The 24934-nt window shown below is 69.9% G+C and carries 25 protein-coding genes, 1 pseudogene and 1 riboswitch; of the genes and pseudogenes, 12 read left to right on the top strand and 14 right to left on the bottom strand.

Going from position 1 to position 24934, the window contains the following annotated elements; translation table 11 throughout:
- Positions 1–19: 19 nt before the first annotated feature.
- From ACZ4WS_RS05600 to ACZ4WS_RS05585, 4 genes and pseudogenes are all read right to left on the bottom strand, one after another.
- Positions 20–421 carry an ATP-binding protein gene (locus ACZ4WS_RS05600; RefSeq protein ID WP_467977453.1) on the bottom strand — a complete coding sequence of 134 codons (402 nt, stop codon included), beginning with the start codon at positions 419–421 and terminating at the stop codon, positions 20–22.
- 103 nt (positions 422–524) lie between these two features.
- Positions 525–2081: an ABC transporter substrate-binding protein gene (locus tag ACZ4WS_RS05595; RefSeq protein WP_467977452.1), complete on the bottom strand. Its 1557-nt coding sequence runs from the start codon at positions 2079–2081 to the stop codon at positions 525–527.
- 147 nt (positions 2082–2228) lie between these two features.
- Positions 2229–3056: pseudogene (locus ACZ4WS_RS05590) on the bottom strand (metallophosphoesterase); the annotation flags it as partial.
- Positions 3057–3644: 588 nt separating this feature from the next.
- Positions 3645–3887, bottom strand: a complete 243-nt coding sequence (locus ACZ4WS_RS05585; RefSeq protein ID WP_467977450.1) for an SCO4848 family membrane protein — start codon at positions 3885–3887, stop codon at positions 3645–3647.
- A gap of 91 nt (positions 3888–3978) precedes the next feature.
- Here ACZ4WS_RS05585 and ACZ4WS_RS05580 point away from each other — a divergent pair, with 91 nt between their 5' ends.
- Positions 3979–5310, top strand: a complete 1332-nt coding sequence (locus tag ACZ4WS_RS05580; RefSeq protein ID WP_467977448.1) for a D-alanyl-D-alanine carboxypeptidase family protein — start codon at positions 3979–3981, stop codon at positions 5308–5310.
- Here the strand turns inward: ACZ4WS_RS05580 and ACZ4WS_RS05575 are convergent.
- Genes ACZ4WS_RS05575 through ACZ4WS_RS05560 form a run of 4 tightly spaced genes read right to left on the bottom strand, consistent with a single transcriptional unit; the run spans position 5264 to position 8073 of the window.
- On the bottom strand, positions 5264–6172 hold the full coding sequence (locus tag ACZ4WS_RS05575; protein ID WP_467977446.1) for a YihY/virulence factor BrkB family protein: 909 nt from the start codon (positions 6170–6172) through the stop codon (positions 5264–5266). The genes ACZ4WS_RS05580 and ACZ4WS_RS05575 overlap by 47 nt on opposite strands.
- A complete protein-coding gene (locus ACZ4WS_RS05570; protein WP_467978297.1) occupies positions 6160–6576 on the bottom strand; it encodes a GtrA family protein in 417 nt (138 codons plus the stop codon). Before ACZ4WS_RS05570 ends, ACZ4WS_RS05575 begins: the two co-directional genes overlap by 13 nt.
- A 29-nt stretch (positions 6577–6605) precedes the next feature.
- Positions 6606–7550, bottom strand: coding sequence for a decaprenyl-phosphate phosphoribosyltransferase (locus ACZ4WS_RS05565; protein ID WP_467977444.1), 945 nt, complete (start codon positions 7548–7550; stop codon positions 6606–6608).
- On the bottom strand, positions 7543–8073 hold the full coding sequence (locus ACZ4WS_RS05560) for a phosphatase PAP2 family protein (protein WP_467977443.1): 531 nt from the start codon (positions 8071–8073) through the stop codon (positions 7543–7545). Before ACZ4WS_RS05560 ends, ACZ4WS_RS05565 begins: the two co-directional genes overlap by 8 nt.
- A gap of 142 nt (positions 8074–8215) precedes the next feature.
- Here ACZ4WS_RS05560 and ACZ4WS_RS05555 point away from each other — a divergent pair, with 142 nt between their 5' ends.
- Positions 8216–9565 (top strand): FAD-binding protein, encoded by a 1350-nt coding sequence (locus tag ACZ4WS_RS05555; RefSeq protein WP_467977441.1) that lies wholly within the window; start codon positions 8216–8218, stop codon positions 9563–9565.
- A 57-nt stretch (positions 9566–9622) separates the two neighbouring features.
- A complete protein-coding gene (locus tag ACZ4WS_RS05550; protein ID WP_467977439.1) occupies positions 9623–10378 on the top strand; it encodes a decaprenylphospho-beta-D-erythro-pentofuranosid-2-ulose 2-reductase in 756 nt (251 codons plus the stop codon).
- Between the two features lie 29 nt (positions 10379–10407).
- Here the strand turns inward: ACZ4WS_RS05550 and ACZ4WS_RS05545 are convergent, their stop codons facing one another.
- Both ACZ4WS_RS05545 and trpS read right to left on the bottom strand, forming a co-directional pair.
- Complete coding sequence (locus tag ACZ4WS_RS05545; protein WP_467977437.1) at positions 10408–10992, bottom strand: 2'-5' RNA ligase family protein; 585 nt, start codon at positions 10990–10992, stop codon at positions 10408–10410.
- A 225-nt stretch (positions 10993–11217) separates the two neighbouring features.
- Entirely contained in the window at positions 11218–12231 is a 1014-nt protein-coding gene (gene trpS, locus ACZ4WS_RS05540; RefSeq protein ID WP_467977435.1) for a tryptophan--tRNA ligase, read from the bottom strand.
- 145 nt (positions 12232–12376) lie between these two features.
- Between trpS and ACZ4WS_RS05535 the strand changes: the two genes are divergently transcribed.
- The 4 genes from ACZ4WS_RS05535 to ACZ4WS_RS05520 all read left to right on the top strand — a co-directional run bounded on the left by ACZ4WS_RS05535 (position 12377) and on the right by ACZ4WS_RS05520 (position 15480).
- On the top strand, positions 12377–12946 hold the full coding sequence (locus ACZ4WS_RS05535) for an RNA polymerase sigma factor (RefSeq protein ID WP_467978295.1): 570 nt from the start codon (positions 12377–12379) through the stop codon (positions 12944–12946).
- Entirely contained in the window at positions 12939–13859 is a 921-nt protein-coding gene (locus ACZ4WS_RS05530; RefSeq protein WP_467977433.1) for a hypothetical protein, read from the top strand. The genes ACZ4WS_RS05535 and ACZ4WS_RS05530 overlap by 8 nt, the downstream gene beginning before the upstream one ends.
- A 151-nt stretch (positions 13860–14010) precedes the next feature.
- The gene (locus ACZ4WS_RS05525; RefSeq protein WP_467977431.1) at positions 14011–14682 is read left to right on the top strand and encodes a hypothetical protein; all 672 of its coding nucleotides are present in this window, start codon (positions 14011–14013) and stop codon (positions 14680–14682) included.
- A gap of 96 nt (positions 14683–14778) precedes the next feature.
- Positions 14779–15480 carry a hypothetical protein gene (locus tag ACZ4WS_RS05520; RefSeq protein ID WP_467977429.1) on the top strand — a complete coding sequence of 234 codons (702 nt, stop codon included), beginning with the start codon at positions 14779–14781 and terminating at the stop codon, positions 15478–15480.
- A gap of 16 nt (positions 15481–15496) precedes the next feature.
- Here the strand turns inward: ACZ4WS_RS05520 and ACZ4WS_RS05515 are convergent, their stop codons facing one another.
- Positions 15497–16942, bottom strand: coding sequence for a glycine hydroxymethyltransferase (locus tag ACZ4WS_RS05515; protein WP_467977427.1), 1446 nt, complete (start codon positions 16940–16942; stop codon positions 15497–15499).
- A gap of 31 nt (positions 16943–16973) precedes the next feature.
- Positions 16974–17060: riboswitch (ZMP/ZTP riboswitch) on the bottom strand.
- Positions 17061–17218: 158 nt separating this feature from the next.
- Here ACZ4WS_RS05515 and rocD point away from each other — a divergent pair.
- The gene (rocD, locus tag ACZ4WS_RS05510) at positions 17219–18433 is read left to right on the top strand and encodes an ornithine--oxo-acid transaminase (RefSeq protein ID WP_467977426.1); all 1215 of its coding nucleotides are present in this window, start codon (positions 17219–17221) and stop codon (positions 18431–18433) included.
- 19 nt (positions 18434–18452) lie between these two features.
- Here rocD and ACZ4WS_RS05505 read toward each other — a convergent pair whose 3' ends face one another.
- Both ACZ4WS_RS05505 and ACZ4WS_RS05500 read right to left on the bottom strand, forming a co-directional pair.
- The gene (locus ACZ4WS_RS05505) at positions 18453–19637 is read right to left on the bottom strand and encodes a glutathionylspermidine synthase family protein (protein ID WP_467977424.1); all 1185 of its coding nucleotides are present in this window, start codon (positions 19635–19637) and stop codon (positions 18453–18455) included.
- Between the two features lie 38 nt (positions 19638–19675).
- Positions 19676–20026, bottom strand: coding sequence for a hypothetical protein (locus ACZ4WS_RS05500; protein ID WP_467977422.1), 351 nt, complete (start codon positions 20024–20026; stop codon positions 19676–19678).
- Between the two features lie 187 nt (positions 20027–20213).
- Between ACZ4WS_RS05500 and ACZ4WS_RS05495 the strand changes: the two genes are divergently transcribed.
- Both ACZ4WS_RS05495 and ACZ4WS_RS05490 read left to right on the top strand, forming a co-directional pair.
- Positions 20214–21419, top strand: coding sequence for an RNA-guided endonuclease InsQ/TnpB family protein (locus ACZ4WS_RS05495; RefSeq protein WP_467977420.1), 1206 nt, complete (start codon positions 20214–20216; stop codon positions 21417–21419).
- Between the two features lie 54 nt (positions 21420–21473).
- Entirely contained in the window at positions 21474–22298 is an 825-nt protein-coding gene (locus tag ACZ4WS_RS05490; protein ID WP_467978293.1) for a DMT family transporter, read from the top strand.
- Between the two features lie 132 nt (positions 22299–22430).
- Here ACZ4WS_RS05490 and pdxR read toward each other — a convergent pair whose 3' ends face one another.
- Positions 22431–23819 (bottom strand): MocR-like pyridoxine biosynthesis transcription factor PdxR, encoded by a 1389-nt coding sequence (gene pdxR / locus ACZ4WS_RS05485; protein ID WP_467977418.1) that lies wholly within the window; start codon positions 23817–23819, stop codon positions 22431–22433.
- A 93-nt stretch (positions 23820–23912) separates the two neighbouring features.
- Between pdxR and ACZ4WS_RS05480 the strand changes: the two genes are divergently transcribed.
- Both ACZ4WS_RS05480 and ACZ4WS_RS05475 read left to right on the top strand, forming a co-directional pair.
- Complete coding sequence (locus ACZ4WS_RS05480; RefSeq protein WP_467977416.1) at positions 23913–24452, top strand: carboxymuconolactone decarboxylase family protein; 540 nt, start codon at positions 23913–23915, stop codon at positions 24450–24452.
- Entirely contained in the window at positions 24449–24895 is a 447-nt protein-coding gene (locus ACZ4WS_RS05475) for a carboxymuconolactone decarboxylase family protein (protein WP_467977414.1), read from the top strand. Before ACZ4WS_RS05480 ends, ACZ4WS_RS05475 begins: the two co-directional genes overlap by 4 nt.
- The last annotated feature ends 39 nt before the right edge of the window (positions 24896–24934 follow it).

Genomic DNA, 24934 nt, shown 5'->3' with positions numbered 1-24934 from the left:
TGAGGAGACGTCACGCAGATCAGGTGGAAGCGGACACCAGCGCCCACACCGTCTTCCCGTAACGCCCCCGGCTCCACACCCCCCACGCCACGGCGATGTGCTCGACGAGGTGGAGCCCGCGGCCGGTCTCATCCCACTCGGCGACCGTCCGCAGCAGGGGCGCGCCGAAGCCCTCGTCGGAGACCTCGATGAAGCAGGAACCGTCGGCGAGGGCGGTCACCGCGACCTCGAACTCCCGTTCAAGGAGCGGCCCGTGGCGTATCGCGTTGGTCGCCAGCTCCGAGACGAGAAGCACGACGTCCTCAAGGGCCGGATCATGGGCACTGTGACCCCAGTCGGCTAAATGGTCCCGCACCCGGCGCCGGGCGAGACCGACGGACGCCGGGTGCCGGGGCAGCCGGAAGGAGTTCCGTCTCAGCACATCGACTCCTCACCCCGCACGCACCTCCGACACATGGTGCTGCGTTGGGCGAGAGCGCGATGTCACCGGGGTGGGTGCCAACCCCGTGAGATCACGTCAGTTGTCATATCCAGCTCAGCCGCCAGAGGCGGAAGACACCGGTCCCGTCCGACAGATACTGACCGCCCCCGACGTCCTCACTGCTGAGTACATACTCCTTGCGCTGCCACAGGGGAATCAGCGGAACATCCTGAGCCACGACTTCCTGGAGCTGCTGGAGGTCGGACTCCGTACGGCTGCGGTCCTCGAACTGCTGGCTGTCCAGAATCAGCCGGTCGACTTCCTTGTTGCTGTAGCCGTTCTTCATGCTGTTGCCGCTGCCGACGAGCGGGCCGCTGAAGGTGTCGGGGTCGGGGAAGTCGGCGACCCAGCCGATCGCCCACGCGTCCAGCTTGCCCTCCGCGTACCGCTTCTGGAAGTCGGTCCACTCGTAGCCCTTGGTCTCCACCTTGAACAGTCCGCCGGCCTCCAGCTGCCGCTTGAGTTCGGCCGCCTCCTGCTCCGACGCGCCCCGCCCCTCGGCATACCCGTAGGTGAAACGCACCGGGAGCTGCACGCCCGCCTCCGTCAGCAATGCCCGCGCCTGCTTCGCGTCGGGTTTGGGATAGTCGTCGAAGAACGACGTCGAGTGCCCCGTGATACCCGCCGGAATCAGCCCGTACAACGCGTCGGTCGTCCCCTTGTACGTCTTGCTGACCAGTTCCTCGCGATTGACGAGCGCGGCGATGGCCTGCCGTACCCGCCGGTCGTGCAGCGGCGAGTTCGCACGCACATTGAGGACCAGGTTGCGGGTCTCGGCGCTGTCGGCCTCCGTGACGCGCTGCGTCGGGTCGCTCGGCGAGAGGTCCGCGAGCACGGCGGGGGGCAGCTGCCGGGAGGCGACGTCGATCTTCTTCGCCTTCCAGGCGCTGTGCAGCGCCTCGGAGTCGGCGTAATAGCGCAGCACGACGGGCCTGCCGGTCTCCTTGATGGCGCCCTCGTAGTGCGGGTTGGTGGCGAGGACGGCCCGCTTGTTCTTCGTATACGTCTTCAGTACGTACAGTCCGGTGCCGTCCGCGCCGGTGTCGGTGCGCAGGGCGTTCTTCGGATAGCGGGTGTGGTCGACGATCGAACCGGCTCCGGTGGCCACCTTGAACGGGAAGGTGGCGTCCGGCGACGCCAGATGGAAGGTGACGGTCAGCCCGCTCGCGTCCACCGAGCCGAGGGTGTCGAACAGCGACGCGGGCCCCACCAAGGAGTTGATCTTCTTGACCCGCTCGAAGGAGAACTTCACATCCTCCGCGGTCATCTTCCGCCCGCTCGGGAACGCCAGGTCATCCCGCAGCGTGCACCGATAGGTACGCAACCCACTGCCCACGAAGCCACAGCTCTTCGCCGCGTCCGGCACGGGTGCCGCGCCGCCCGGCTCGAAGGTCAGCAGCGACTGGAACACATTGCTGAACAACGCCCAGGATCCGGCGTCGTACGCGCCTGCCGGGTCGAGCGACGTGACGACGTCCGTCGTCCCGACCGTGATGGTCCTGTCGCTGTTCCCGTCCGACGGCAGCAACTGCCAGCCGCCCACTCCCACGCCCGCCAGCACAAGAAGCGTCGCGAGAATCCGTATGCGAACCGATCGCATCGGTGCCCCTCCCCAGGACCCACCGCACGTCACTCCCCTAGTGACGCGGATCACCTAATCACAGGTGTTTCAGCTGGGGAAGAGAATCTTGAAGAATGAACCAGGGAGATCGAAAAGACGATTTCAGGCCTGTTTCACAGCAAATTCTCAGGCTTGCTTCGACGCCAGCTCCACGACCGTGATGTCCGAGGGCGCGCCCACCCGGGTCGGCGGCCCCCAGGCTCCCGCGCCCCGGCTGACGTACAACTGGGTGTCGCCGTACCGCTCCAGCCCGGCGACCGTCGGATTGGCGGCGGCCGCGATGAAATTCCCCGGCCACAACTGCCCGCCATGCGTGTGCCCGGACAACTGCAGATCCACCCCGTGCCGGACGGCCTCATGGATCTGCACCGGCTGATGCGCGAGCAGCACGCACGCCCGCGCGGTGTCCCGATCCCCGAGCGCCTTCCCGAAGTCGGGCCCCTGCCCCTCGCTCTCGCCCTGTACGTCGTTCACGCCCGCGAGATCGAATCCGGCCACCTCGGTCCGCGCGTTCTCCAGGGGATGGATCCCCAGCTCCCGCACTTCCCGGACCCATTGCGCGGCACCGGAGAAGTACTCGTGATTACCGGTGACGAAGAAGCTCCCGTGCCGCGCCCTCAACTGAGCCAGCGGCGCGGCGGCCGGCCCCAGATCCTTCACGCTCCCGTCGACCAGGTCTCCCACCACCGCGATCAGATCGGGCTGAGTGGAGTTGATGGTGTCAACGACCTTCTGCGCGAACCCACGCCCGAGCACCGGCCCAAGATGGATATCGCTGACGACAGCGATCCGGAACCCATGCGCGGACCGAGGCAATTTGGCCAGCGGCACGGTCACCCGCTTCACCCTGGGCCCCCGCAGAACGCCGTACGTCCCGTACCCGACCGTCCCCACAGCCGCAGCCGCAGCCGCCCCACCCACCACCCGCGACACAAAGAGCCAGCGAGAGGCCGCCGACGCCGCACCCTTCGACGCCACACCCCCCACCACCCGCACCCGCCGACGCAACCGCAGGGGACGTGCCGGAACGTCCGCCCGCAGCGGCTGGCGCGTCAACGCCGGCACTTCCCTCAGCGACCGATTCCGCGCCTGACCGAGGACGGATGCTCCGGCGCGGCCACACCCACCAGCACGAAGACGATGACCATGACGCCGTAACCGTTCCTTTGGACTGAGCGGGAGTGAGCCCGATCAGCCGCACGCCCCGAACGGTCCTGGGCGCACTGGTCCCCGGCGTACTCATCCCCGAGGCGGCGACACGCATCCCGTGCGTGGTCCGATCCCGGGAGGCCAGTTCCCTGTGCGACCTGGCCATATGGAGACGGCCAGAGGCGACGGGGAGGCCCCGAACCATCACTCCGGTGGAGCGGGGGCCCCGCACGCTGGCACCGTTTCCGATGTCCCAGATCGCACAGCCACGCTAGCCCGGACCGCCCGGTGCATCGCAAGCCTGCAAGCCGACCATCACACGATCGAGCTAATCCGTCCTTGCGTGCATTCCTCGGCGAGCCTTTGCCGACCCCCGCTGAGCCGTATCCCCGGTTAGGACGTCCGGCGCAAAGCGCGCAACCCGCGCAACCCGATGCCGCCGACGACCGTCCCCAAGACAAAGGACACGACGGCAAGCGTCAGGTGCACCCAGAAGTACGCCGTCGGATCACCCGCGTCGTCGAACGCGAGCCCGCTGCCGTCTTTGTACAGATTCTTAATGAAAGTGACCCAAATGACCCAGCTCCACACCCCGAAGGCGAGCAGGAACCAGGAGACGGGGCGGCTGAGCTTCATGGGTCCAGTATCGCCGTCGTCGGCCGGAACCCGGCGCCGGGGTGCGGAGGGTGATGGGACTTCCCGACCGGAGCCCTGTACTTTCTCGACCGTGCCCGCGACCAAAAAGACCGTCAAGCGATCCCTGCTGGTCACTTCCGCCACCCTTTTGTCCCTTTCGCTCACCGCACCCGCGTTCGCGGACGCGAGCCCGACAGCGACTGCGACAACGACCCCGACAGAGACGTCGACAGCGACCTCGACGGCAACCCCGACAACGAGCCCGTCGGCCACTCCCCCGGCGAACATGTCGACCGTCGGCGGCGAACGGCTCGGCCAGGCCGGCACCCAGGTGAACCTCGGCACCGGCGCCCCCGTGCTCCCCAAGGACATCACCGCGCGCTCCTGGATCGTCGCGGACGCGGAGTCCGGCGACATCCTGGCCGCCCACAACGCGCACTGGCGGCTGCCCCCGGCGAGCACCCTGAAGATGCTGTTCGCCGACACGCTGCTGCCGAAGTTCCCGAGGTCCACCGAGCACAAGGTGGTCTCCTCCGACCTGGCGGGCATCGGCGCGGGCTCCAGCATGGTGGGGATAAAGGAGAACGAGACGTACACGGTCCACGACCTGTGGCTCGGCGTCTTCCTGCGCTCCGGCAACGACGCCGTCCACGTGCTGTCCCAGATGAACGACGGCATCGACCAGACGGTCAAGGACATGCAGGCGCACGCCGAGGAGCTCCAGGCCCTCGACACGCACGTGGTCAGCCCGGACGGCTACGACGAGAAGGGCCAGGTGTCGTCGGCGTACGACCTGACGCTGTTCGCCCGCTCCGGGCTGCAGAAGAAGGACTTCCGGGAGTACTGCTCGACGGTGACGGCGAAGTTCCCGGGCGAGACGACGAAGAGCGACAAGGGCAAGAACACCCGCGAGTCCTTCGAGATCCAGAACACCAACCGGCTGCTGACCGGCGACAGCGACGTCTCCACGTACCAGGGCATCGCGGGTGTGAAGAACGGGAACACCACCAACGCGGGCGCCACCTTCACCGGTGTCGCCGAACGCGACGGCAAGGTGCTGCTCGTCACGGTCATGAACCCGGAGAAGGACGAGCACAACGAGGTCTACAAGGAGACCGCGAAGCTGTTCGACTGGGGCTTCCAGGCCACGGGCAAGGTCCAGCCGGTGGGTGAGCTGGTGGCGCCGAAGGGGGTCGAGTCGAGCGCACAGCCGGGCGCGAAGGCGTCGGACGGCGCGTCGAATGGCGCGTCGGACGAGAGCAAGGCATCGGCCAAGCCCGTGGCCGCGGCCTCCGACGCCGGTTCGAGCGGCATCGAGATCGCCCTGGCCATCACGGGCGGCCTCCTCGTGCTGCTCGCGGCCGGTGTCTTCCTGGTCAACCGCCGTTGGCCGCTGCCCGATCTGATGCGCCGGCGCCGCTGACCTCGGCGGGTCGCTCGTCGTGCTGCGTCGCCGTCCAGGCGGCGCAGAACAGCAACAGCTTCGCGGTGAAGTTGATCCACAGCAGCAGCGCGATCGGCACTCCGAAGGCGCCGTACATGCTCTTCGACGCGACGCCCCTCATATAGCTGCTGAGCAGCAGCTTCAGCAGCTCGAACCCGGCGGCGCCGATCAGCGCGGCGACGATCAGCCGACGCCGCGGCGGCTGCACGCCCGGCAGCAGCGTCAGGATGTAGAGCAGAAGCAGGAAATCCGCGAGCACGGCGACGGCGAACGCGGCGGCCCGCAACAGCGACCCGCCCCACCCGCTCTCGTCGATGCCGATCTGCCGCGCGGTCCACCCCACCGTCGTGGACGCGACGGTCGAGGCGGCGATCGTCACGAGCACCGCGCCGCCGAGTCCGACGAGTACGCCGCCGTCTTTGAGCTTGCGCAGGAGGGGGTTCTCCTCGCTGTCGGGGAGCTCCCAGACGGCGCGCAGACACTCCCGCATCGAGCCGACCCAGCCGATGCCGGTGAACAGCAGGACGGCGCCCGCGATGAGGCCGATCGTGCCGGCGTTCTGGACGAGGCCGTTGATGTCCAGCTGGTCGGAGATGCCCGGCACCTGCTCGGCGAGCTTGTCCTGGAGCTCCTTCTGCCGGCTGCTGCTGAGCGTGGAGGCGGCGATCGCGGCGGCGACGGTCAGCAGCGGGAAGAGCGCCACGAAGCTGATGAACGTCATCGCCGCGGCGAGCCGCGTCCATTTCACCCGGTCCAGCCGCTCGTACGACTGCCACGCGTGCGTGGCCATCAGACGCGTCACGACGGGACCGACCCCAGGGAGCTTTTTCAGCCAGTCCATGATCCGACTCTGCCCTCGCCTCGGAAAACCAATGTGCGAGTACCCCAAAAACGCAGGACAGTAGCGAGCGCCATGCCGATTCCGGCGCCGGAGACGGTGTCCGCGCGCTGCGAGGTGAAGCCGAGGCCGTAGTGGCTGACGGCGATGCACAGCAGCTGGACGAGGGCGCCCGCGATGTTCACGGCGAAGAAGATCCCGTACTGGCGCAGGCGTCGTGCGGTCGTGTGCCGGTAGGTGCCGAGCGCGTTGCCCGTGTACGCCACCGAGCAACCCGCCACGAACGACAGCGCCTTGGCGGTCAGCGGGTCGAGGCCCACGGGCCCGCGCAGCCAGACGAAGAGGCCGAGGTCGGCGGCGTAGGCGAGGATTCCGACGGTGGCGAAGCCGAGGAGTTCCTGCGCCATGGGCCGCCGGGCGAGACGCTGGGCGAGGCTCACCAGTTGGCCACCGCCAGCCCGTACATCGCGAGCCAGACCAGCCCGATGAGCGCGAGCGCGCGGTCGCGCAGGACGACGTCCTCGGGCTCGCCCGCCGTGCCCCGGTCGGCGAAGACGGCGTACCGCAGGATGGCCAGAATGTAGGCAACCATCGACAACTGCCGCCAGGGCAGCACACCGGCGCCGGGCACACCGCCCTCCTCCAGGGCCCACAGGCAGTAGCCGAGAACGGAGACCCCGGCGGCCAGCTGCCAGACGAAGCGCAGATAGCCGGTGGTGTATTCGGTGAGCAACGCGCGCGTGGCGCCCGCTTTCCCGGCCATCTGGACGGCTTCGGAGTAGCGCTTCGCCGAGACCATGAACAGCGCCCCGAAGCCCGTGGTGATCAGGAACCACCGCGAGAGCGGGATACCGAGGGCGAGGCCGCCGATCATGGCCCGCATCAGGAACCCGGTCGTGACGACGACGAGGTCGACGACCAGGACGTGCTTGAGGCTGACGCAGTAGGCCAGTTGCATACCGATGTACGCGGTGAGCAGCGCGGCGACGGCCGGCGAGCTGAGCCAGGTCGCGGCGGCCGGGGCGAGGACCGCGAGGGTGCCTCCGACGGCGTACGCGACCGGGACGGGGACCTGGCCCGCGGCGACCGGGCGACGGCGCTTGACCGGGTGGGCGCGATCGGCGGCGGCGTCCCGGGCGTCGTTGACCAGGTACACGGCGGAGGCGCAGGCCGTGAACAGTGCGAAGACGAGCCCGAGTTGGGTGAGCGCGTGCCACGAGAAGAGCCGGCCCGCGGCGGCCGGGGCGGCCACGACCAGCACGTTCTTCACCCACTGGCGGGGGCGGGCGGTCTTGATCAGGCCCAGGGGCAGGCAGGTGAGGGTCTTCGCGGGGACCGGAGAGGCCGGCGTGCGCTCCAGAAGCGCGGTGCGCTCAGCCATGGCGGACTCCCATCCAGCGGGCGCCCAGACGTGCCGTCAGGACCCCCAGGGCCGCCCCGGCCGCGACGTCCGAGGGGTAGTGGACTCCGACGACCAGCCGCGAGAGGCACATCGCGGCGGCGAGCGGAGGGATCGCGTACGCGCCGAGCGCGCCGTACGCGACCGCCGCGGCCGCCGCCGAGGTGGCGTGCGCGCTGGGGAAGGAGTGCCGTCCGGCCGTGCGCACCAACGGCACCACGTGCGCGGGGCGCGGACGGCGCACGATCCGTTTCACGCCCATGCTGGCGAGGTGCGCGGCGGCGGTGAGCGCCGTTCCGCGCACCCACGCGCTGCGGCGCTCCCGGTCGGCCGCCGCTCCTGCGAGCCCCGCGGCGAGCCACAGCGCGCCGTGTTCCCCGCTCCAGGACAGGGCGCGCGCGGCGGCCGCCACGCGCGGATCCATGCCGTACCCGTGGAGTGCCGATAGCACCCGGTGGTCCATTCCCGCACGGCCGCCAGCACGGCCGTCGTCAATGTCGTCCATGTGATCTCACTCTTCTAGGGAGTGGTCGCAGAATTACGGCAATTTAGGACGACATCCCATTAATCACCCGTTTCGGTGAGGAGCCGTGAGGGCCGGGGAGATTGGGGCGTTATGCCCCCTTACCGGCGCTACGGTCACGGACATGCCTGCCGACACCGTCTCCGTCACGGGTTGGGGCCGCACCGCCCCGACCGCCACCCGCCTGGTCCGCCCGCGCACATACGAGGAGGCGGCGGCCGCCGTCCGGGAGTGCGGGACGCGCGGCGGCATCGCCCGGGGCCTCGGTCGGGCCTACGGGGACGCCGCGCAGAACGCGGGCGGCGCCGTGCTCGACATGACGGGCCTGGACCGGATCCACGCGATCGACGCGGACGACGGGATCGTCCTGTGCGACGCCGGAGTGAGTCTGCACCGGCTGATGGAAGTCCTGCTGCCGCTGGGCTGGTTCGTGCCGGTCACGCCCGGGACCCGCTATGTGACGGTCGGCGGTGCGATCGGCGCGGACATCCACGGCAAGAACCACCACGTGTCGGGCTCGTTCGCCCGCCACGTGCTCTCCTTCGAGCTGCTGACCGCCGACGGAGAGATCCGTACGGTCGGCCGTGACACCCCCCTCTTCGACGCCACGGCCGGCGGCATGGGCCTGACCGGCGTGATCCTCACGGCGACCGTTCAACTCCTGCCCGTCGAGACCTCGCTGATGTCCGTCGACACCGAACGCGCGGCGGACCTGGACGGCTTGATGGCCCGCCTCACCGCGACGGACCACCGCTACCGGTACTCGGTCGCCTGGATCGACCTGCTCGCGCGCGGGACGTCGATGGGCCGCTCGGTGCTGACGCGCGGCGAGCACGCTTCCGTGGACGAGCTGCCTCCACGCGCGCGGAGAGATCCGTTGGCGTTTCGCCCCGCGCAGCTCCCGGCCGCGCCCTCCTTCGTGCCGGACGGTCTGCTCGGCCGTGCGACGGTCGGCCTGTTCAATGAACTCTGGTACAGAAAGGCTCCACGCGCGCGTGCCGGTGAACTGCAGAAGATCTCGACCTTCTTCCACCCCCTCGACGGGGTGCCGCACTGGAACCGGATCTACGGGCGGGGCGGCTTCGTGCAGTACCAGTTCGTCGTCGGATACGGGCAGGAGGAGGCCCTGCGCCGGATCGTGCAGCGCATCTCCGAGCGCCGGTGTCCGTCCTTCCTCGCCGTCCTGAAGCGCTTCGGAGACGGGGATCCGGGCTGGCTGTCCTTCCCCATGCCCGGCTGGACCCTCGCCCTGGACATCCCCGCGAACCTGCCGGGCCTCAGCGCCTTCCTCGACGAGCTGGACGAGGAGGTCGCGGGCGCGGACGGGCGGGTGTACCTGGCGAAGGACGCGCGGCTGCGGCCGGAGCTGCTCGGGGAGATGTATCCACGGCTGGAGGAATTCCGGGCGCTGCGGGCCGAGTTGGACCCGCGATCCGTCTTCACCTCGGACCTGTCGCGTCGGCTCGGTCTCTGATGTCGCGCCCCTTGAGAGCGCGGTTTTGTTTTCTGGCCCCTTAGGAGTGTGGTTTTCATGAAGGACGCCTTCGGTATCCCCCAGTCCCTGCTGATTCTCGGCGGCACGTCCGAGATCGCGCTGGCCACCGCGCGTCGCCTGATCGTCCGGCGCGCCCGCACGGTGTGGCTGGCGGGACGGCCCTCACCCGCCCTGGAGCGGGCCGCCGAGCAGCTGCGCGAGCTCGGCGCGGACGCCCGCACCGTCGCCTTCGACGCCCTCGATCCCGAGTCCCACGAGACCGTGCTGGGCAAGGTCTTCGCCGAGGGCGACATCGACATGGTGCTGCTCGCGTTCGGCGTGCTCGGCGACCAGGCGCGGGACGAGAAGGAGCCGGTGTCCGCGGTGCGGGTCGCGCAGACCAACTACACGGGCGCGGTGTCGGCGGGGCTGGTGTGCGCGCGGGCCCTCCAGACACAGGGGCACGGCTCCCTGGTGGTGCTCTCCTCGGTCGCGGGCGAGCGCGCCCGCCGCTCCAACTTCATCTACGGCTCCAGCAAGGCGGGCCTGGACGCCTTCGCGCAGGGCCTGGGCGACGCGCTGCACGGAACGGGCGTGCACGTGATGGTCGTACGCCCCGGGTTCGTCCGTACGAAGATGACGGCCGGCCTGGCTCCGGCGCCGCTGGCCACCACCCCGGAGGCGGTCGCGACGGCCATCGAGACGGGGCTGCGACGGCGGTCGGAGACCGTGTGGGTGCCGGGGGCACTGCGGATGATCATGGCGGCGCTGCGGCATGTGCCGAGGCCGGTGTTCCGGCGACTGCCTGTCTGAGCCGCGTTCCCGAGGGGGCGGCCGGGGCGTCAGCGCGCGGGGAGTGTGCTGTCGCGCTCGGCGGGAGCGCACGCCTGCGGGGGCACCATCGCGCCCCCGAAGGCGAACTCCCGCAGCTGGCGCCAGACGCTGTCGGCGCCCTGCTCGTAGAGCGCGAACCCGGTGCAGGGCCACCCGGCCTCGTACCCGGACAGCTCCTCGTAGGCCCGGTCCATCGCCTCGTCCTCGATGCCGTGCGCCACGGTGACATGCGGGTGGTACGGGAACTGCAGCTCGCGCGCGACGGGCCCGGACACGTCCCTGACCTGCTTCTGCAGCCAGGTGCAGGCCTCCGCCCCCTCGACGACCCGCACGAAGACGACGGGCGACAGCGGGCGGAAGGTGCCCGTGCCGCACAGCCGCATCGGGAAGGGGCGCCCGGCGGCCGCGACCTCGACGAGATGCGCCTCGATCGCGGGCAGCGCCGAGTCGTCGACCTCCGTCGGCGGCAGCAGGGTGACGTGCGTGGGGATGCCGGAAGCCGCGGGGTCACCGAAGCCCGCGCGCCGCTCCTGGAGCAGGCTGCCGTGAGGCTCCGGGACCGCGATCGACACACCGATCGTTACGGTCCCCACGTCGTCTCCTGTCGTCGTCTCGATGGTCAGGTGTTCTTGCGGGCAGGGCTCGGTGGTGGTTCGGGCTCGGCTCTCGATGCTGCTTCGGGCTCGGCTATCGACTGTACGGCCGAGCAGCCCTGTACCGGCTGTCGTAGGGGTGTTGTGCTCGTCTCGTACTCGATGTCGAACGGACTGTGGTAGCGGCTGTGGTACCGACTGCCTTACCGGCTGCCTTACCGGCGGTCAGTGCTTGGCGGGCAGGAAGCCCACCTTGTCGTACGCCTGGGAGAGCGTCTCCGCGGCGACGGCACGCGCCTTCTCGGCCCCCTTGGCCAGGATCGAGTCGAGCGTCTCCGGGTCGTCCAGATACTGCTGGGTGCGCTCCCGGAACGGCGTCACGAAGTCGACCATGACCTCGGCGAGGTCCGTCTTGAGCGCACCGTAGCCCTTGCCGGTGTACTTCTGCTCCAGTTCCGCGATACCGGTTCCGGTGAGGGTCGAGTAGATGGTCAGCAGGTTGCTGATACCCGGCTTCTCGGCCGTGTCATACCTGATGACGGTGTCCGTGTCGGTGACCGCGCTCTTGACCTTCTTCGCCGTCGTCTTCGGCTCGTCGAGCAGGTTGATGAGGCCCTTCGGAGTCGACGCCGACTTGCTCATCTTGATCGACGGGTCCTGGAGATCGAAGATCTTCGCCGTCTCCTTGAGGATGTACGGCTTCGGGACCGTGAACGTCTCGCCGAAGCGGCCGTTGAAGCGCTCGGCGAGGTCGCGGGTGAGCTCGATGTGCTGACGCTGGTCCTCACCGACCGGGACCTCGTTGGCCTGGTACAGCAGGATGTCCGCGACCTGCAGGACCGGGTACGTGAAGAGGCCGACGGAGGCGCGTTCGGCACCCTGCTTGGCGGACTTGTCCTTGAACTGGGTCATACGGGAGGCCTCGCCGAAGCCGGTGAGACAGTTCATGATCCAGGCGAGCTGGGCGTGCTCGGGGACGTGGCTCTGGACGAAGAGCGTGCAGCGGTCCGGGTCGAGACCGGCGGCGAGCAGCTGGGCGACGGCGAGCCGGGTGTTGGCGCGCAGGTCCGCGGGGTCCTGCGGAACGGTGATCGCGTGCAGGTCGACGACCATGTAGAACGCGTCGTGCGACTCCTGCAGAGCCACCCACTGACGGACGGCGCCGAGGTAGTTGCCGAGGTGGAACGAGCCTGCGGTGGGCTGGATTCCGGAGAGCACGCGGGGACGATCAGAGGCCATGCTCACCATTCTCTCAGGTGTCGGGGCCCGGTCCGGAACCGGCCGGAAACAGATGTGGCACAGGTGGGAACCGATCTGCCTCGGGCGGTGTAGCAAGAGTGTGAGGACGCGGGAGGGGGGCCGCATCGTCGTCGACGAGGCCGTGGTGATCGCACGGGTACGCGCCGGGGAGCCGGAGGCGTACGCGGAGCTGGTGCGTGCCCATACAGGGATCGCGATCAGGGCGGCCAAGGCGCTGGGGGCGGGTGCGGACGCGGAGGACGTGGTGCAGCAGGCCTTCATCAAGGCGTACTGCTCGCTGGGGCGCTTTCGGGACGGCGCGGCGTTCAAGCCGTGGCTGCTGTCGATCGTCGCCAATGAGACGAGGAACACCGTGCGGACGGCGGTGCGCCAGCGGACGCTGGCCGGCCGGGAGGCCGCCTTCGCGGAGGCGGAGCCGCTGATACCGGAATCGGCTGACCCGGCGGTCGCGGCCCTGGAGATAGAGCGCCGCGCCGCCCTGCTGGCCGCCCTGGAGCAGCTGAGCGAGGAGCACCGCCTCGTCGTCACCTACCGCTATCTCCTGGAGATGGACGAACCGGAGACGGCCCAGGCCCTGGGCTGGCCGCGCGGCACGGTGAAGTCACGGCTCAACCGCGCCCTGCGCAAGCTGGGGCGACTGCTGCCGGACTTCGAACCTCGAGAACCTCGGGAAGGGGGTGATGAGCATGAGTGAGTCGTACGGGACAGGGGGCGCGGAGTCTCCCGATGGCGGGGGGTCCTTCGGTGAGCGGGGATCCTCCGGTGAGCCGGGGTCTTCCGGTCACCGGGGTCCGCGTGCACGTGAGGGTGTCTCGCGGTTGCCCGAGGAGCTGCGGGCGCTCGGGCGGTCGCTGGATCAGCCCGGGGCGGCCGGGAGCGAGTCGATGGTCGAGCGGGTGCTGGAGCAGATACTCGCCGAGCAGCTGTCGGCCCCGGTGGCCGAGCCGCCGGGGCCGGGTGAGCGCCTCCGTGCGGTGCGCCGCTGGGCACGGGTGCGATGGCGTGCGCTGACCGCCGGCCTGTGCGGTGTGCTGACGGTCCTCGTACTCACGCCCCCGGTGCGCGCCGCGGTCGTCGACTGGTTCGGCTTCGGCGGGGTCGAGGTGCGGTACGACCCGTCGGCGGTGCCCTCGCCCGGGGCCCGGGTGCCGGGGTGCGCCCCTTCGCTGACGCTGGCGCAGGCCGGGCGGCGGGCAGGTTTCGCGCCTCTCGTGCCCGACGCCCTCGGGGTGCCGGACGCGGTGGCGGTGACCCCCGAGCCCAAGGGGCGGCTCCTGATGAGCCTGTGCTGGCGCGAGCACGGGCGCACGGTCCGGCTGGACGAGTATCCGGCGCGCCTGGACATCGGCTTCGCCAAGACGGTGCGGGAGCCGCCGGAGTGGGTGTCCCTGGACGGGGACGAGAACTACGTCAATCCGGCGCTGTGGTTTCCGAAGCCGCATCTGCTGAATTTCTGGCTCATCGACGCGGACGGCCACCGTTTCACCCGCTCCGAGCGGACCGCGGGACCCACGCTGCTGTGGATGCACGGGGGGGACGTGACTCTTCGGCTGGAGGGGGTGGCGTCGAAGGCACGGGCGGTGGAGATCGCGAAGTCGTTGAAGTAGCCGGAATTACTGAAGTGGCTGGAATTGCCGAAGTAGCCGGAAATTTGGTCGGCGTCGAGTGGGAACCCCGGCGGGTCGAGCGGTCTACCAGAAGTGACACACGGCGTGCGGGCGGGCCGCACGCGGATCGACTGGCTGCTTGGGGGTTCGGATGCGCAGGCTTGGTGAACTGGACGCGGTGACGGGGACGTTGGCTGCGACCCTCGTCGTGGTGCTGATGGGAGCGCCGTCCGCGGTGGCAGGGGGCCCGACGAGTGTGCTGGTGGTCTCCCCGGAGAGCGCGGAGAGCGCGGCGCTGTACTACTCGGACGAGGAGTACGGGGAGTTGATGCGACTGCTGGGCGAGCCGGGCTCGGGTACCCGCGAGGAGCCGCCGGGGCTGGGCGCGGTCGAAGGACATCAGCTCAATGTCACGTGGCTGATGCATGACGTCGCGCCATGGCGGATCGACCGCGTCTATCCGGACTCGCCTCGGAACAAGGAGGTCTGGATACACACGACGACCGACCTGCCGAGCATGAACGGCTACTGGCACAAGGCCGAGCACCCGGCCAAGATGCGGTCACTGTTCAAGAAGCTCGGCGTACTGGGCAAGCCGTCCTCCGAAGGCGTCGGAGGAATCTTCCCTGCCCCCTGGCAGACCCCGGAGGACTCCACCACCGCGCCCACCCCCACCGAACAAACCCGTACGACGACCGCCGCAGCGACCGGCGACGGCACCGACTGGTGGTGGGCGATACCGGGGGCGGCGGCCGGGGCCCTGCTGGCCCGAGTACGACGACCGCGCAAGACGGAGCCTCGACAGGAGCTCCAGGACGTGTGAGGTGCTGGACGGACGAGAGAACGGACAGGCAGGTGGGGGGACGGGACAGATGGGGGCGGACGCCTGGGGGAACTGACGGATTCGGGGGACGGACGGATGAGGTTCCAGGTCGGACAGACGAGATCATGGCTCCTGTTCCTGGTTTCCGTGGCGCTGGCCGCGCTCGGGGCACCAGGGGCCCACGCCTCCACGCACACCACTGTGTATGCGAAGGCCGACATCCCTGACCTGGCGCTGGTCGTCGCCGGTGACACGGGGCGGACGACCGCCCTGCACTCCGGGGAGCGGGACTTCGTGCGGCTCTGGCGGTTGCTGTCGCCCAGGTACACGGGGACGGAGGGGGTGCCCGAGGCCTGGGAGGCGGGCAGCTTCCCGCGCGTGCGGGTCACGGTCGTCTGGGGACTGACCGGCGTCGGGGGCTGGCCGCAGACCAACCGCGCGCCCGGTGGCGACGTCGCCATCGAGCGCCAGGATCAGGTGTTCCTCGCGGAGGACGGCACGCCCTGGGTGCGCACGGATCCTTCGCCCGATGTGGAGGACGACGACATCCGCTGGCATCGGGCGCCGCGCTCGGTGTTCCAGCAGTTGGAGGAGGAGGGGAGGCTGTTCGGCTCCGGAAGCACATCGGTGGCTGCGTCGAAACCGCATCCGGTGGAGCGTGCGAAGGGGGCGATACCCGGGCTGGCGGCAGGCCTGGTCCTCGGAGTCGGCGGCACCCTGCTGATACGCCGCGCGGCGGCCCGGCGTGATGCTGCCGGACCGCCGCGGGAACCACGACAGGAGCTGATCGACTTGTAGCCCCCGGTGGGATGCGTCAGCCGAGGTCGATCTCCGGGTACAGCGGGAAGCCGGTGAGCAGGTCGGTGGCCCGGTGGGCGATCTCGTCGGAGATCTTCGGGTCCAGGACGTGCTGGGCCTTGGACGGGCTGCCCTTGGCGGTGGTGCCGGGCTCGGCGGCGGTGAGGACGCGGTCGATCAGACCGGCGATCTCGTCCATCTCGGTCGTGCCGAGGCCACGGGTGGTCAGCGCGGGCGTGCCGATGCGGATGCCGGAGGTGTACCAGGCGCCGTTGGGGTCGGCGGGGATGGCGTTGCGGTTGGTGACGATGCCCGAGTCGAGCAGCGCGGACTCGGCCTGGCGGCCGGTGAGGCCGTAGGAGGAGGCGACGTCGATCAGGTTGAGGTGGTTGTCGGTGCCGCCGGTGACCAGGGTGGCGCCGCGGCGCATCAGGCCCTCGGCGAGGGCGCGGGAGTTGTCGACGACGGCCTGGGCGTAGTCGCGGAACTCGGGGCGGCGGGCCTCGGCGAGCGCGACGGCCTTGGCGGCCATGACGTGCGGAAGGGGGCCACCGAGGACCATCGGGCAGCCGCGGTCGACCTGCTCGGCGAGGGTCTCGTCGCACAGCACCATGCCGCCGCGCGGGCCGCGCAGCGACTTGTGCGTGGTGGTGGTGACGATCTGGGCGTGCGGGACCGGGTCGAAGTCGCCGGTGAGGACCTTGCCGGCGACGAGACCCGCGAAGTGGGCCATGTCGACCATGAGGGTGGCGCCGACCTCGTCGGCGATCTCCCGCATGATGCGGAAGTTCACCAGGCGGGGGTAGGCGGAGTAGCCGGCGACGATGATCAGCGGCTTGAACTCACGGGCGGAGGTGCGCAGGGCCTCGTAGTCGATGAGGCCGGTGGTGGGGTCGGTGCCGTAGGAGCGCTGGTCGAACATCTTGCCGGAGATGTTCGGGCGGAAGCCATGGGTGAGGTGACCGCCGGCGTCCAGGGACATGCCGAGCATGCGCTGGTTGCCGAAGGCCTGGCGCAGCTCGGCCCAGTCGGCCTCGGAGAGGTCGTTGACGTTGCGGACACCGGCCTTGGCGAGAGCCGGGGCCTCCACCCGGGCGGCGAGGACGGCCCAGAAGGCGACGAGGTTGGCGTCGATGCCGGAGTGCGGCTGGGCGTAGGCGTGCTCGGCGCCGAAGAGCTCGCGGGCGTGCTCGGCGGCGAGGGCCTCGACGGTGTCGACGTTGCGACAGCCGGCGTAGAAGCGGCGGCCGACGGTGCCCTCGGCGTACTTGTCGCTGAACCAGTTGCCCATGGCCAGGAGGGTGGCCGGGGAGGCGTAGTTCTCGGAGGCGATCAGTTTGAGCATGTCGCGCTGGTCGGCGATTTCCTGGCCGATGGCGTCGGCGACGCGGGGCTCCACGGCCCGGATCACGTCGAGGGCGCTGCGGAAGGCGGTGGACTCGGTGGAGAGGGGCTCTGGCATGACGGCCTCCGGACGTGGCGTTCAGCGTTCACGGTTCGGCCCAGGCGCACGGCACTCGGTTCGTGGGCCGCTCCCCGATGGTCGGTCCCATCCCAGCGCGCCAGTCACGGCCCGCCGTCAGCCTACCGGGCGCGCCGGATCGCCGGGTTCCCCAGTCCACCATGCGAGCGACGATAGGAAATGGGCCACAAGCCCGCCCAGCGCCGGGTATCACTCCCCCGTGTACCGGAACACGCTCCGCTCCACCGGTGCTGCTCGTCGAGAAACGGAGACCCCGTGACCGCTACGGAGACGACGGAGGCGTTCATCGCCTCGGCCGACGCGCACAGCGCGCACAACTATCACCCGCTGCCGGTCGTCGTGGCGACGGCGGACGGGGCCTGGATGACGGATGTCGAGGGGCGCCGCTTTCTCGACCTGCTGGCCGGATACTCGGCGCTGAATTTCGGACATGGCAACCGGCGGCTGCTCGACGCGGCGAGAGCGCAGCTGGAGCGGGTGACGCTGACGTCGCGGGCGTTCCACCACGACCGGTTCGCCGACTTCTGTACGCAGCTGGCGGAGCTGTGCGGCATGGAGATGGTGCTGCCGATGAACACGGGGGCGGAGGCGGTGGAGACCGCGGTGAAGACGGCCCGGAAGTGGGGGTACCGGGTCAAGGGCGTCCCGGACGGGAGGGCGAGGATCGTGGTGGCGAGCGGCAACTTCCACGGCCGTACGACGACGCTCATCAGCTTCTCCACGGACCAGGAGGCGCGGGCGGACTTCGGGCCGTACACGCCGGGCTTCGACATCGTGCCGTACGGGGACCTGGCGGCGATGCAGGAGGCGGTCACCGAGGACACGGTGGCCGTGCTGCTGGAGCCGATCCAGGGTGAGGCGGGGGTGCTGGTGCCGCCGCCCGGTTATCTCCCGGGCGTGCGGGAGGTGACGCGGGAGCGGAATGTTCTGTTCATCGCGGATGAGATCCAGTCGGGGCTCGGTCGCACGGGGAAGACCTTCGCGTGCGAGCACGAGGGGGTGGTGCCCGACATGTATGTGCTGGGCAAGGCGCTCGGGGGCGGGGTCGTGCCGGTGTCGGCGGTGGTGTCCAGCCGTGAGGTGCTCGGGGTGTTCCGGCCCGGTGAGCACGGGTCGACGTTCGGGGGGAATCCGCTGGCCTGTGCGGTGGCGCTCGAGGTGATCGCGATGCTGCGGTCGGGCGAGTATCAGCGCCGGGCGGCCGAGCTCGGGGAGCATCTGCACCACGAACTGGGGCTGTTGACGGGCACGGGGCATGTCACCCAGGTGCGCGGGCGCGGGCTGTGGGCGGGTGTCGACATCGCCCCGGCGTACGGCACGGGCCGGGAGATCTCCGAGAAGCTGATGGACCGGGGTGTCCTGGTCAAGGACACCCACGGGGTCACGGTCCGGATCGCGCCGCCCCTGGTCATCAGCAAGGAGGACCTGGACTGGGGACTCGCCCAACTCCGCGCCGTACTGGGGGCCTAGCGGCTGCCGGACCCGGCGGCTAGAGGATCACGTGTGGCAGGAAGCGGGCGTACTCGTCGGTGATCAGGCCGGAGGACTCGCGGATGCCGAGGCCCGCCGACTCGTCCTCGACGACCCAGGCGCCGAGGACGATGCGGTTGCCGCCGAAGGACGGGAGGGGGGCCAACTCCTGGTAGCAGCAGGGCTCGTCGCGTACGACGGGGGCGGCGCCCGGTGGGTGGACCGTCACCCCGGCGCCCTCGCGGCCGAGGAGCGGCTTGGCCACGTATCCCTTGGTGGTGGCCAGCTCGCGGGGGCCGTCGAGGTAGGCCGGGAGGAGGTTCGGGTGGTCCGGGTACAGCTCCCAGAGGATGGCGAGGAGCGCCTTGTTGGAGAGGAGCATTTTCCAGGCGGGCTCGATCCACAGGGTCGTGCCCGTGCCGCCGCCGTTGTCGAGGGTGTCCAGGACGTGGTCGGCGAAGCGGTCGGTGGTGAGCCACTCCCAGGGGTAGAGCTTGAAGCAGCTGCGGATGAAGCGGAGTTGGTTGTCGACGAAGCGGCAGGAGAGGGGGTCCCAGCCGATCTCCTCCATGGAGATCCAGTCGGTGTCGAGGCCGGCCTGTTCCGCGGTCTCCTTCAGATAGGCGACCGTCATCAGGTCCTCGCCGAGTTCGTCGGCGGCGGAGTGGGCGAAGTAGAGGGGGCTCCCGGGTGGCAGGAGGGCGGCCTGTTTCTTCCAGACGGCGACGAGACGTTCGTGGAGGGAGTTCCACTGGTCGGCGCCGGGGAAGCGGTCCTCCATCCAGAACCACTGGGGGCTCGCGGCCTCGACCAGGGAGGTCGGGGTGTCGGCGTTGTATTCGAGGAGCTTGGCCGGGCCCGTGCCGTCGTAGCGAAGGTCGAAACGGCCGTAGACGGAGGGAAGTTCGGCGCGGCGGTGCCAGGCCTCGGCGACGAGTTCGACGACGCGCGGGTCGGTGATGCCGAGATCGGCGAAGCGGTGTGCGGTGACGATGTGGTCGGCCGCCGCCAGGCACATGCGGTGCAGTTCCTCGACGACCTCCTCCAGCGACTCCACCTCGGGGAGCGAGAAGACGTAGTACGCGCTCTCGTCCCAGTAGGGGCGCAGGGAGTCGTCGGGGTAGCGGGTGAGCGGATAGATGAGGCCCTGTTCCTCGACGGTCTGCTGCCAGCCGGGGCGGGGGTCGATGGTGCGGCGTTCCATGGCGTACGAGTCCGATCGCGTCTGTGTGTCCCGGGCGCTCAGCCGCCGGAGCTGCCCTTGCCGCTGCCGAAGCCGCCGCGGTCGACGCCGCTGCCGTGGCTGCCGCCGCTCGAACTGCCTGATCCCTTGCTGGGCTTGGTGAAGGAGCCGCCGTCGACCCAGCCGCTCTTCTTCTTGCCGCCGTAGTACCAGGAGCCGTTGACGGACGTCTTCGTCGACATGCAGTTCTTGTCGGCGACGACCTTGTAGCCCTTGGTGAGGGTGTAGCTGTCGCGGTCGACGCAGCGCTTGTCGGGGTCCGAGGAGCAGGCGGTGAGCGCGGCCGCGAGGAGTCCCATGCCGCCGAGTACGACCGTGCCCGAGCGCAGTTGGCGTCGTGTGTCTGCCATGTCCTGTGTCCCCCGTTCGTACGACTGATTCGGCGATCACTTTAGAGAGGGCCGCCCCGCCGTAATGCAACCGCCCCCTTCGCCCCCACAGCCACGTGGCAAGCCGGAGGATGCCGGACCTTGGAGAACCGCTTGATAATAGGCACTTCGCAATACCTGCGCTTAAATCCGGTGATAGAACTGGGACATGGCGCCATCACGGGAAGCGGGAAGGACAGCCGGGCATGCCCGGTACACCTACCGGCTCCGCCTGTCGTCCACCGCGCGGGCAGCACTGCTGTCCGAGTGGGACCGGTGCCGGTGGGTGTGGAATCAGTGCGTCGCGGAGTCCCGTGCGGCGCACGCGGCCAGAGAGAAGTGCGGTCCGGCCTGGCTCGACAGGATGCTGACCGGTTGGCGCACCGAACACACATGGCTCCATGAAGGTGCTTCGGTGCCGCAGCAGCAGACCATCCGGGACTTCGCCAAGTCGCGTGCCAGGGCGCTGGGGGACATCAAGGCCCGGTTGCCCGTGCGGCAGCGGGCGGGAATGCCCCGCTTCAAGAAGCGGGACTTGGCGGATCCGACTCTCAACTACACGCGGCGCGGATTCCGGTTGAAGGACGGCCGACTGCATCTGGCGGGTGGCATCAGCGTGAGCGTGGTGTGGTCGCGGGAACTGCTCGCCGCCCCGTCCAGTGTCCGTATCTACCGCGACAGCCTCGGCCACTGGTACGCCTCCTTCGTCGTCCCCGCGGAGGTCCGGCCGCTCCCCGAGACCGGTAGCGCCATCGGCGTCGACTGGGGCGTGAGAGAGACCGCGACTACAACCAGTGACCTCCACGACCTGCCCCACGCCGAGCACGGTAAGAAGGCCGCTCGGAAGCTGTCGCGCCACCAGAGGGAGATGGCCCGAAGGAAACCCAAGCCCGGCCAGGCCACGTCCAAGGGATACCGGAAGGCGAAGCGGCAGGCCGCAAAGGTCCACAAGAAAATCGCCCGTCAGCGCCAGGACAGCGCACGCAAGTGGGCCAAGAAAGTGACGGCCGACTTCGACCAGATCGCCGTGGAGGACTTCAAGCCCAAGTTCCTGGCGAAGTCAACCATGGCCCGCAAGGCGGCCGACGCCGCGATCTCGGCCACCAAGGCAGAGCTGATCAACATGGCGCGCAAGCACGCGCGCATCGTGCACCTGGTGCACCCGGCTCACACCACCATGGACTGCGGGAACTGCGGAGCGAGAACCAAGCACGCACTGCCGCTGTCTGAACGTACCTACACCTGCACCGCATGCGGAGTCTCCTCCCCTAGAGACAAGAACTCCGCCCGCGTGATGCTCGTCCGGGCTGGTCTCAACCCGGCTGGTGCCGATCGCGTAAGACTCGAATCCCCGCCGGGGAATCGAGCAGCGTGAGCCAGGAATCCCTTCCGTTTCAGGGATGGGAGGATTCAATTCGTGCTCTTTGGAATGATGTGCGCCCTTGGCGCGGCGGTCTGTTTCGGTACGGCGACGGTGTTGCAGGCGATGGCCGCGCGCGCGGCGGCCGACAGCGGGCCGGGCGGCGACGCGGCGTTGCTGCTGCGGGCACTGCGGCAGTGGCGGTATCTGGCGGGGCTCGCACTCGACGGCGTCGGGTTTCTGCTGCAGATCGCGGCGCTGCGGTCGATTCCGATCTACGCGGTCGGGGCGGCGCTCGCCTCGAGCCTCGCCGTGACGGCGGTGGTGGCCGCGCGGCTGCTGCGGGTGCGGTTGAGCCGGGTCGAGTGGGGCGCGGTGGGGGTGGTGTGCGCGGGGCTCGCGATGCTGGGGCTGGCGTCCGGGACGGAGGGGGAGCAGACGGGGTCCACGGCGTTGAAGTACGCGATGTTGGCGACGGCTGTCGCGGTGCTGCTGCTGGGATTCGTGGCCGGGCGGCTGCCCGAGCGGGGGCGGGCGCTCGCCCTCGGGCTGGGGGCCGGGTTCGGGTTCGGGGTGGTCGAGGTGGCGGTGCGGCTCATTGACGACCTCGATCCGGGCGCGCTGCTGAGCAATCCGGCGACGTATGCGCTGCTGCTGGGTGGAGGGGCGGCGTTTCTGCTGCTCACGTCGGCCTTGCAGCGGGGGTCGGTGACGACGGCTACCGCCGGGCTGGTCATCGGGGAGACCATCGGACCGGCGGTGGTGGGGGTGGTGTGGCTGGGGGACCGTACACGGGAGGGGCTGGAATGGCTGGCGGTTCTCGGGTTTGCGGTGGCTGTGGCGGGGGCGTTGGCGCTAGCGCGGTTCGGGGAGGCGCCGGGTGGGGAGGCGTAGTTTTTTTTCGCCCCCTCCGCCCCAACCCGTCCCTTACCTGGGGCTCCGCCCCAGACCCCTGGGTGGTTCTTTGGCTGCGGGTGGATGGGAACTGCGCAGGGCGCGGAAAACATCCCTACGCCGAGGGAACCGTCAAGGAAGCGCTCGGCACAGCGCGTCCAGCGCTCCCGACCATGCGCGGTCCGGTGGGGTGCCGTAGCCCACGACCAGGGCGTCGAGGGGCTCGGGGGTGGCGTCGGGGTGGCGGTAGCGGGACAGGCCGTGGACGGCGAGGCCCTGCCACGCGGTGGCCTGCACCACCGACTGTTCGGTGCCCGGCGGGAGTTGGAGGACGGCGTGGAGGCCGGCCGCGATGCCGGTGGCGTGGACGGCGGGGGCGCGGATGGCGAGGGCGGCGACCAGGGCGTCCCGGCGGCGGCGGTAGCGGAGCCGGGCGGCGCGGACGTGCCGGTCGTAGGCGCCGCAGGTGATGAAGTCCGCGAGGGTGAGCTGGTCCAGGGCACCGGTGGACCAGCCCCCGCCGCCCTTCAGCGAGGTGACCTCGTCCGCGAGCGACGGGGGCAGCACCAGCCAGCCCAGCCGCAGCGCGGGGGCCAGGGACTTGCTGGCGGTGCCCAGATAGACCACGCGATCGGGATCGAGGCCCTGCAGCGCACCGACCGGCTGGCGGTCGTACCGGAACTCGCCGTCGTAGTCGTCCTCCAGGATCAGCCCGCCGGTGCGGCGGGCCCAGTCCACGACGGCGGGCCGTCGGTCCGGGTGGAGCGGCACGCCCATCGGGAACTGGTGGGCGGGGGTCAGGAGGACCGCCCGTACGCCCGTCAAGTCGGCTGTGTTGGTGCCGAGTTCGTCGAAGGGGAGGGGTGTCGTGCGCAGGCCTGAGCGGTGCAGGAGGTTCCAGTGGACGTCGAGGCCGTACGACTCCACGGCGAGTGAGCGCAGACCTCTGCCCCGCAGGACCGCGCCGAGCAGGGTCAGGCCGTCCGAGAAACCGGAGCAGATCACGATGCGCTCCGGGTCGGCGCGTACGCCTCGGGCGCGGGAGAGGTAGCCCGCGAGGGCGGTGCGCAGTTCGGGGCGTCCGCGCGGGTCGCCGTAGCCGAGGACGTCGTACGGCGCGGCGGTCAGGGCGCGGCGGGCCGCCTTCAGCCACTCGGTGCGCGGGAAGGAGGCGAGGTCCGGGCTGCCGGGGACGAGGTCGTACGGGGGCCGCCGTTCGCGGCTGCGGGGTCCCGACTCCGGCGCCGGTTGCGGAACCGCCCGCTCCGCCACCCGCGTGCCCGAGCCCTGGCGGGCGGTGAGCCAGCCCTCGGCGACGAGATCGGCGTACGCGTCGGCGACCGTGTTGCGGGCGATGCCCAGGTCGGCGGCGAGCGAGCGGGAGGAGGGGAGGCGGGTTCCGGGGGCGAGCCGACCGCTGCGGACCGCCTCGCGCAGCGCGTCCGTCAGGCCCTTGCGGACGCCGGGGCCGGTCGGCTCGACATGCAGGTCGACCCCCAAAGTGGCCCATTTTTTCGCCATGGAAATGGACCATACTCCTGGGCTACTTCGCTCGTAGGGTCCATAGACGTGACCGACGTGACCGACACACAAGACGTGGCAGGTGTGACAGACATGGCAGACGTGGCAGACGTGACCGACGTGGCACGTGTGACGACGAACCGCGACGAGACCGTGGCGTACGCCCCCGAGAACAGCCCCCGGCTGCACTGGGCCAAGCTCGCCCCCGACGTCTACAAGGCGATGGTCCGGCTCGACGCGGCGGCCCAGCAGGGGCTCGACCCGAAGCTGCACGAGCTGGTGAAGATCCGTGCCTCGCAGCTCAACCACTGCGCCTTCTGCCTCGACATGCACACCAAGGACGCGCTCGCGGCGGGCGAGAGCGTTCAGCGGATCGTGCAGCTCAGCGCGTGGGAGGAGTCCAAGCACTTCTACACGGAGAAGGAGCTGGCGGCGATCGAGCTGACCGAGGCGGTCACCGTGCTCACCGACGGCTTTGTGCCGGACGAGGTGTACGAGCGCGCCGCGAGGCACTTCGAAGAGGCCGAGCTGACCCGGCTGATCGCCTCGATCACGGTGATCAACGCGTGGAACCGGTTCGGGGTGACCTGTCGGATGGTGCCGGGGCACTACACGGCGGGGCAGTACAAGTGACGGCGCGCACCACTCATCTCGACGCCGGGGTGCGCACCGCGATGCAGTCGCTGAGTGCCGCCGCGAAGAAGGGGCTCGGCGACCCGGCGCTCGCCGAGCTGGTCCAGATCCGCGCCTCGCAGCTCAATCACTGCGCCTTCTGCCTCGACATGCATCTGAAGATCGCCCGCAAGCACGGGGTCGACGAGGACCGCATCCAGCTCCTCAACGCCTGGGAGGAGACCGACGGCCTCTACAGCGAGCGCGAGCGGGCCGCGTTCGCCTTGACGGAGGCGGTCACCGCACTCACGGACGGCTTCGTGCCGGACGAGGTGTACGAGCGGGCGGCCAAGCACTTCGATGCCACGCAACTCGCCCATCTCATCGCGCTGATCACCGTCATCAACGGATGGAACCGGCTGATGGTCAGCCGTCGTATCGAGCCGGGGAGTACGGAATGGTGAGCCGTCGCGTCGCGCCGGGAAGTACGCAATGGTGAGCCG

Source organism: Streptomyces sp. NPDC029292, assembly GCF_055569295.1.
Note: the sequence above shows the minus strand (reverse complement) of the source record. Positions and strands in the feature narration are given on the sequence as shown.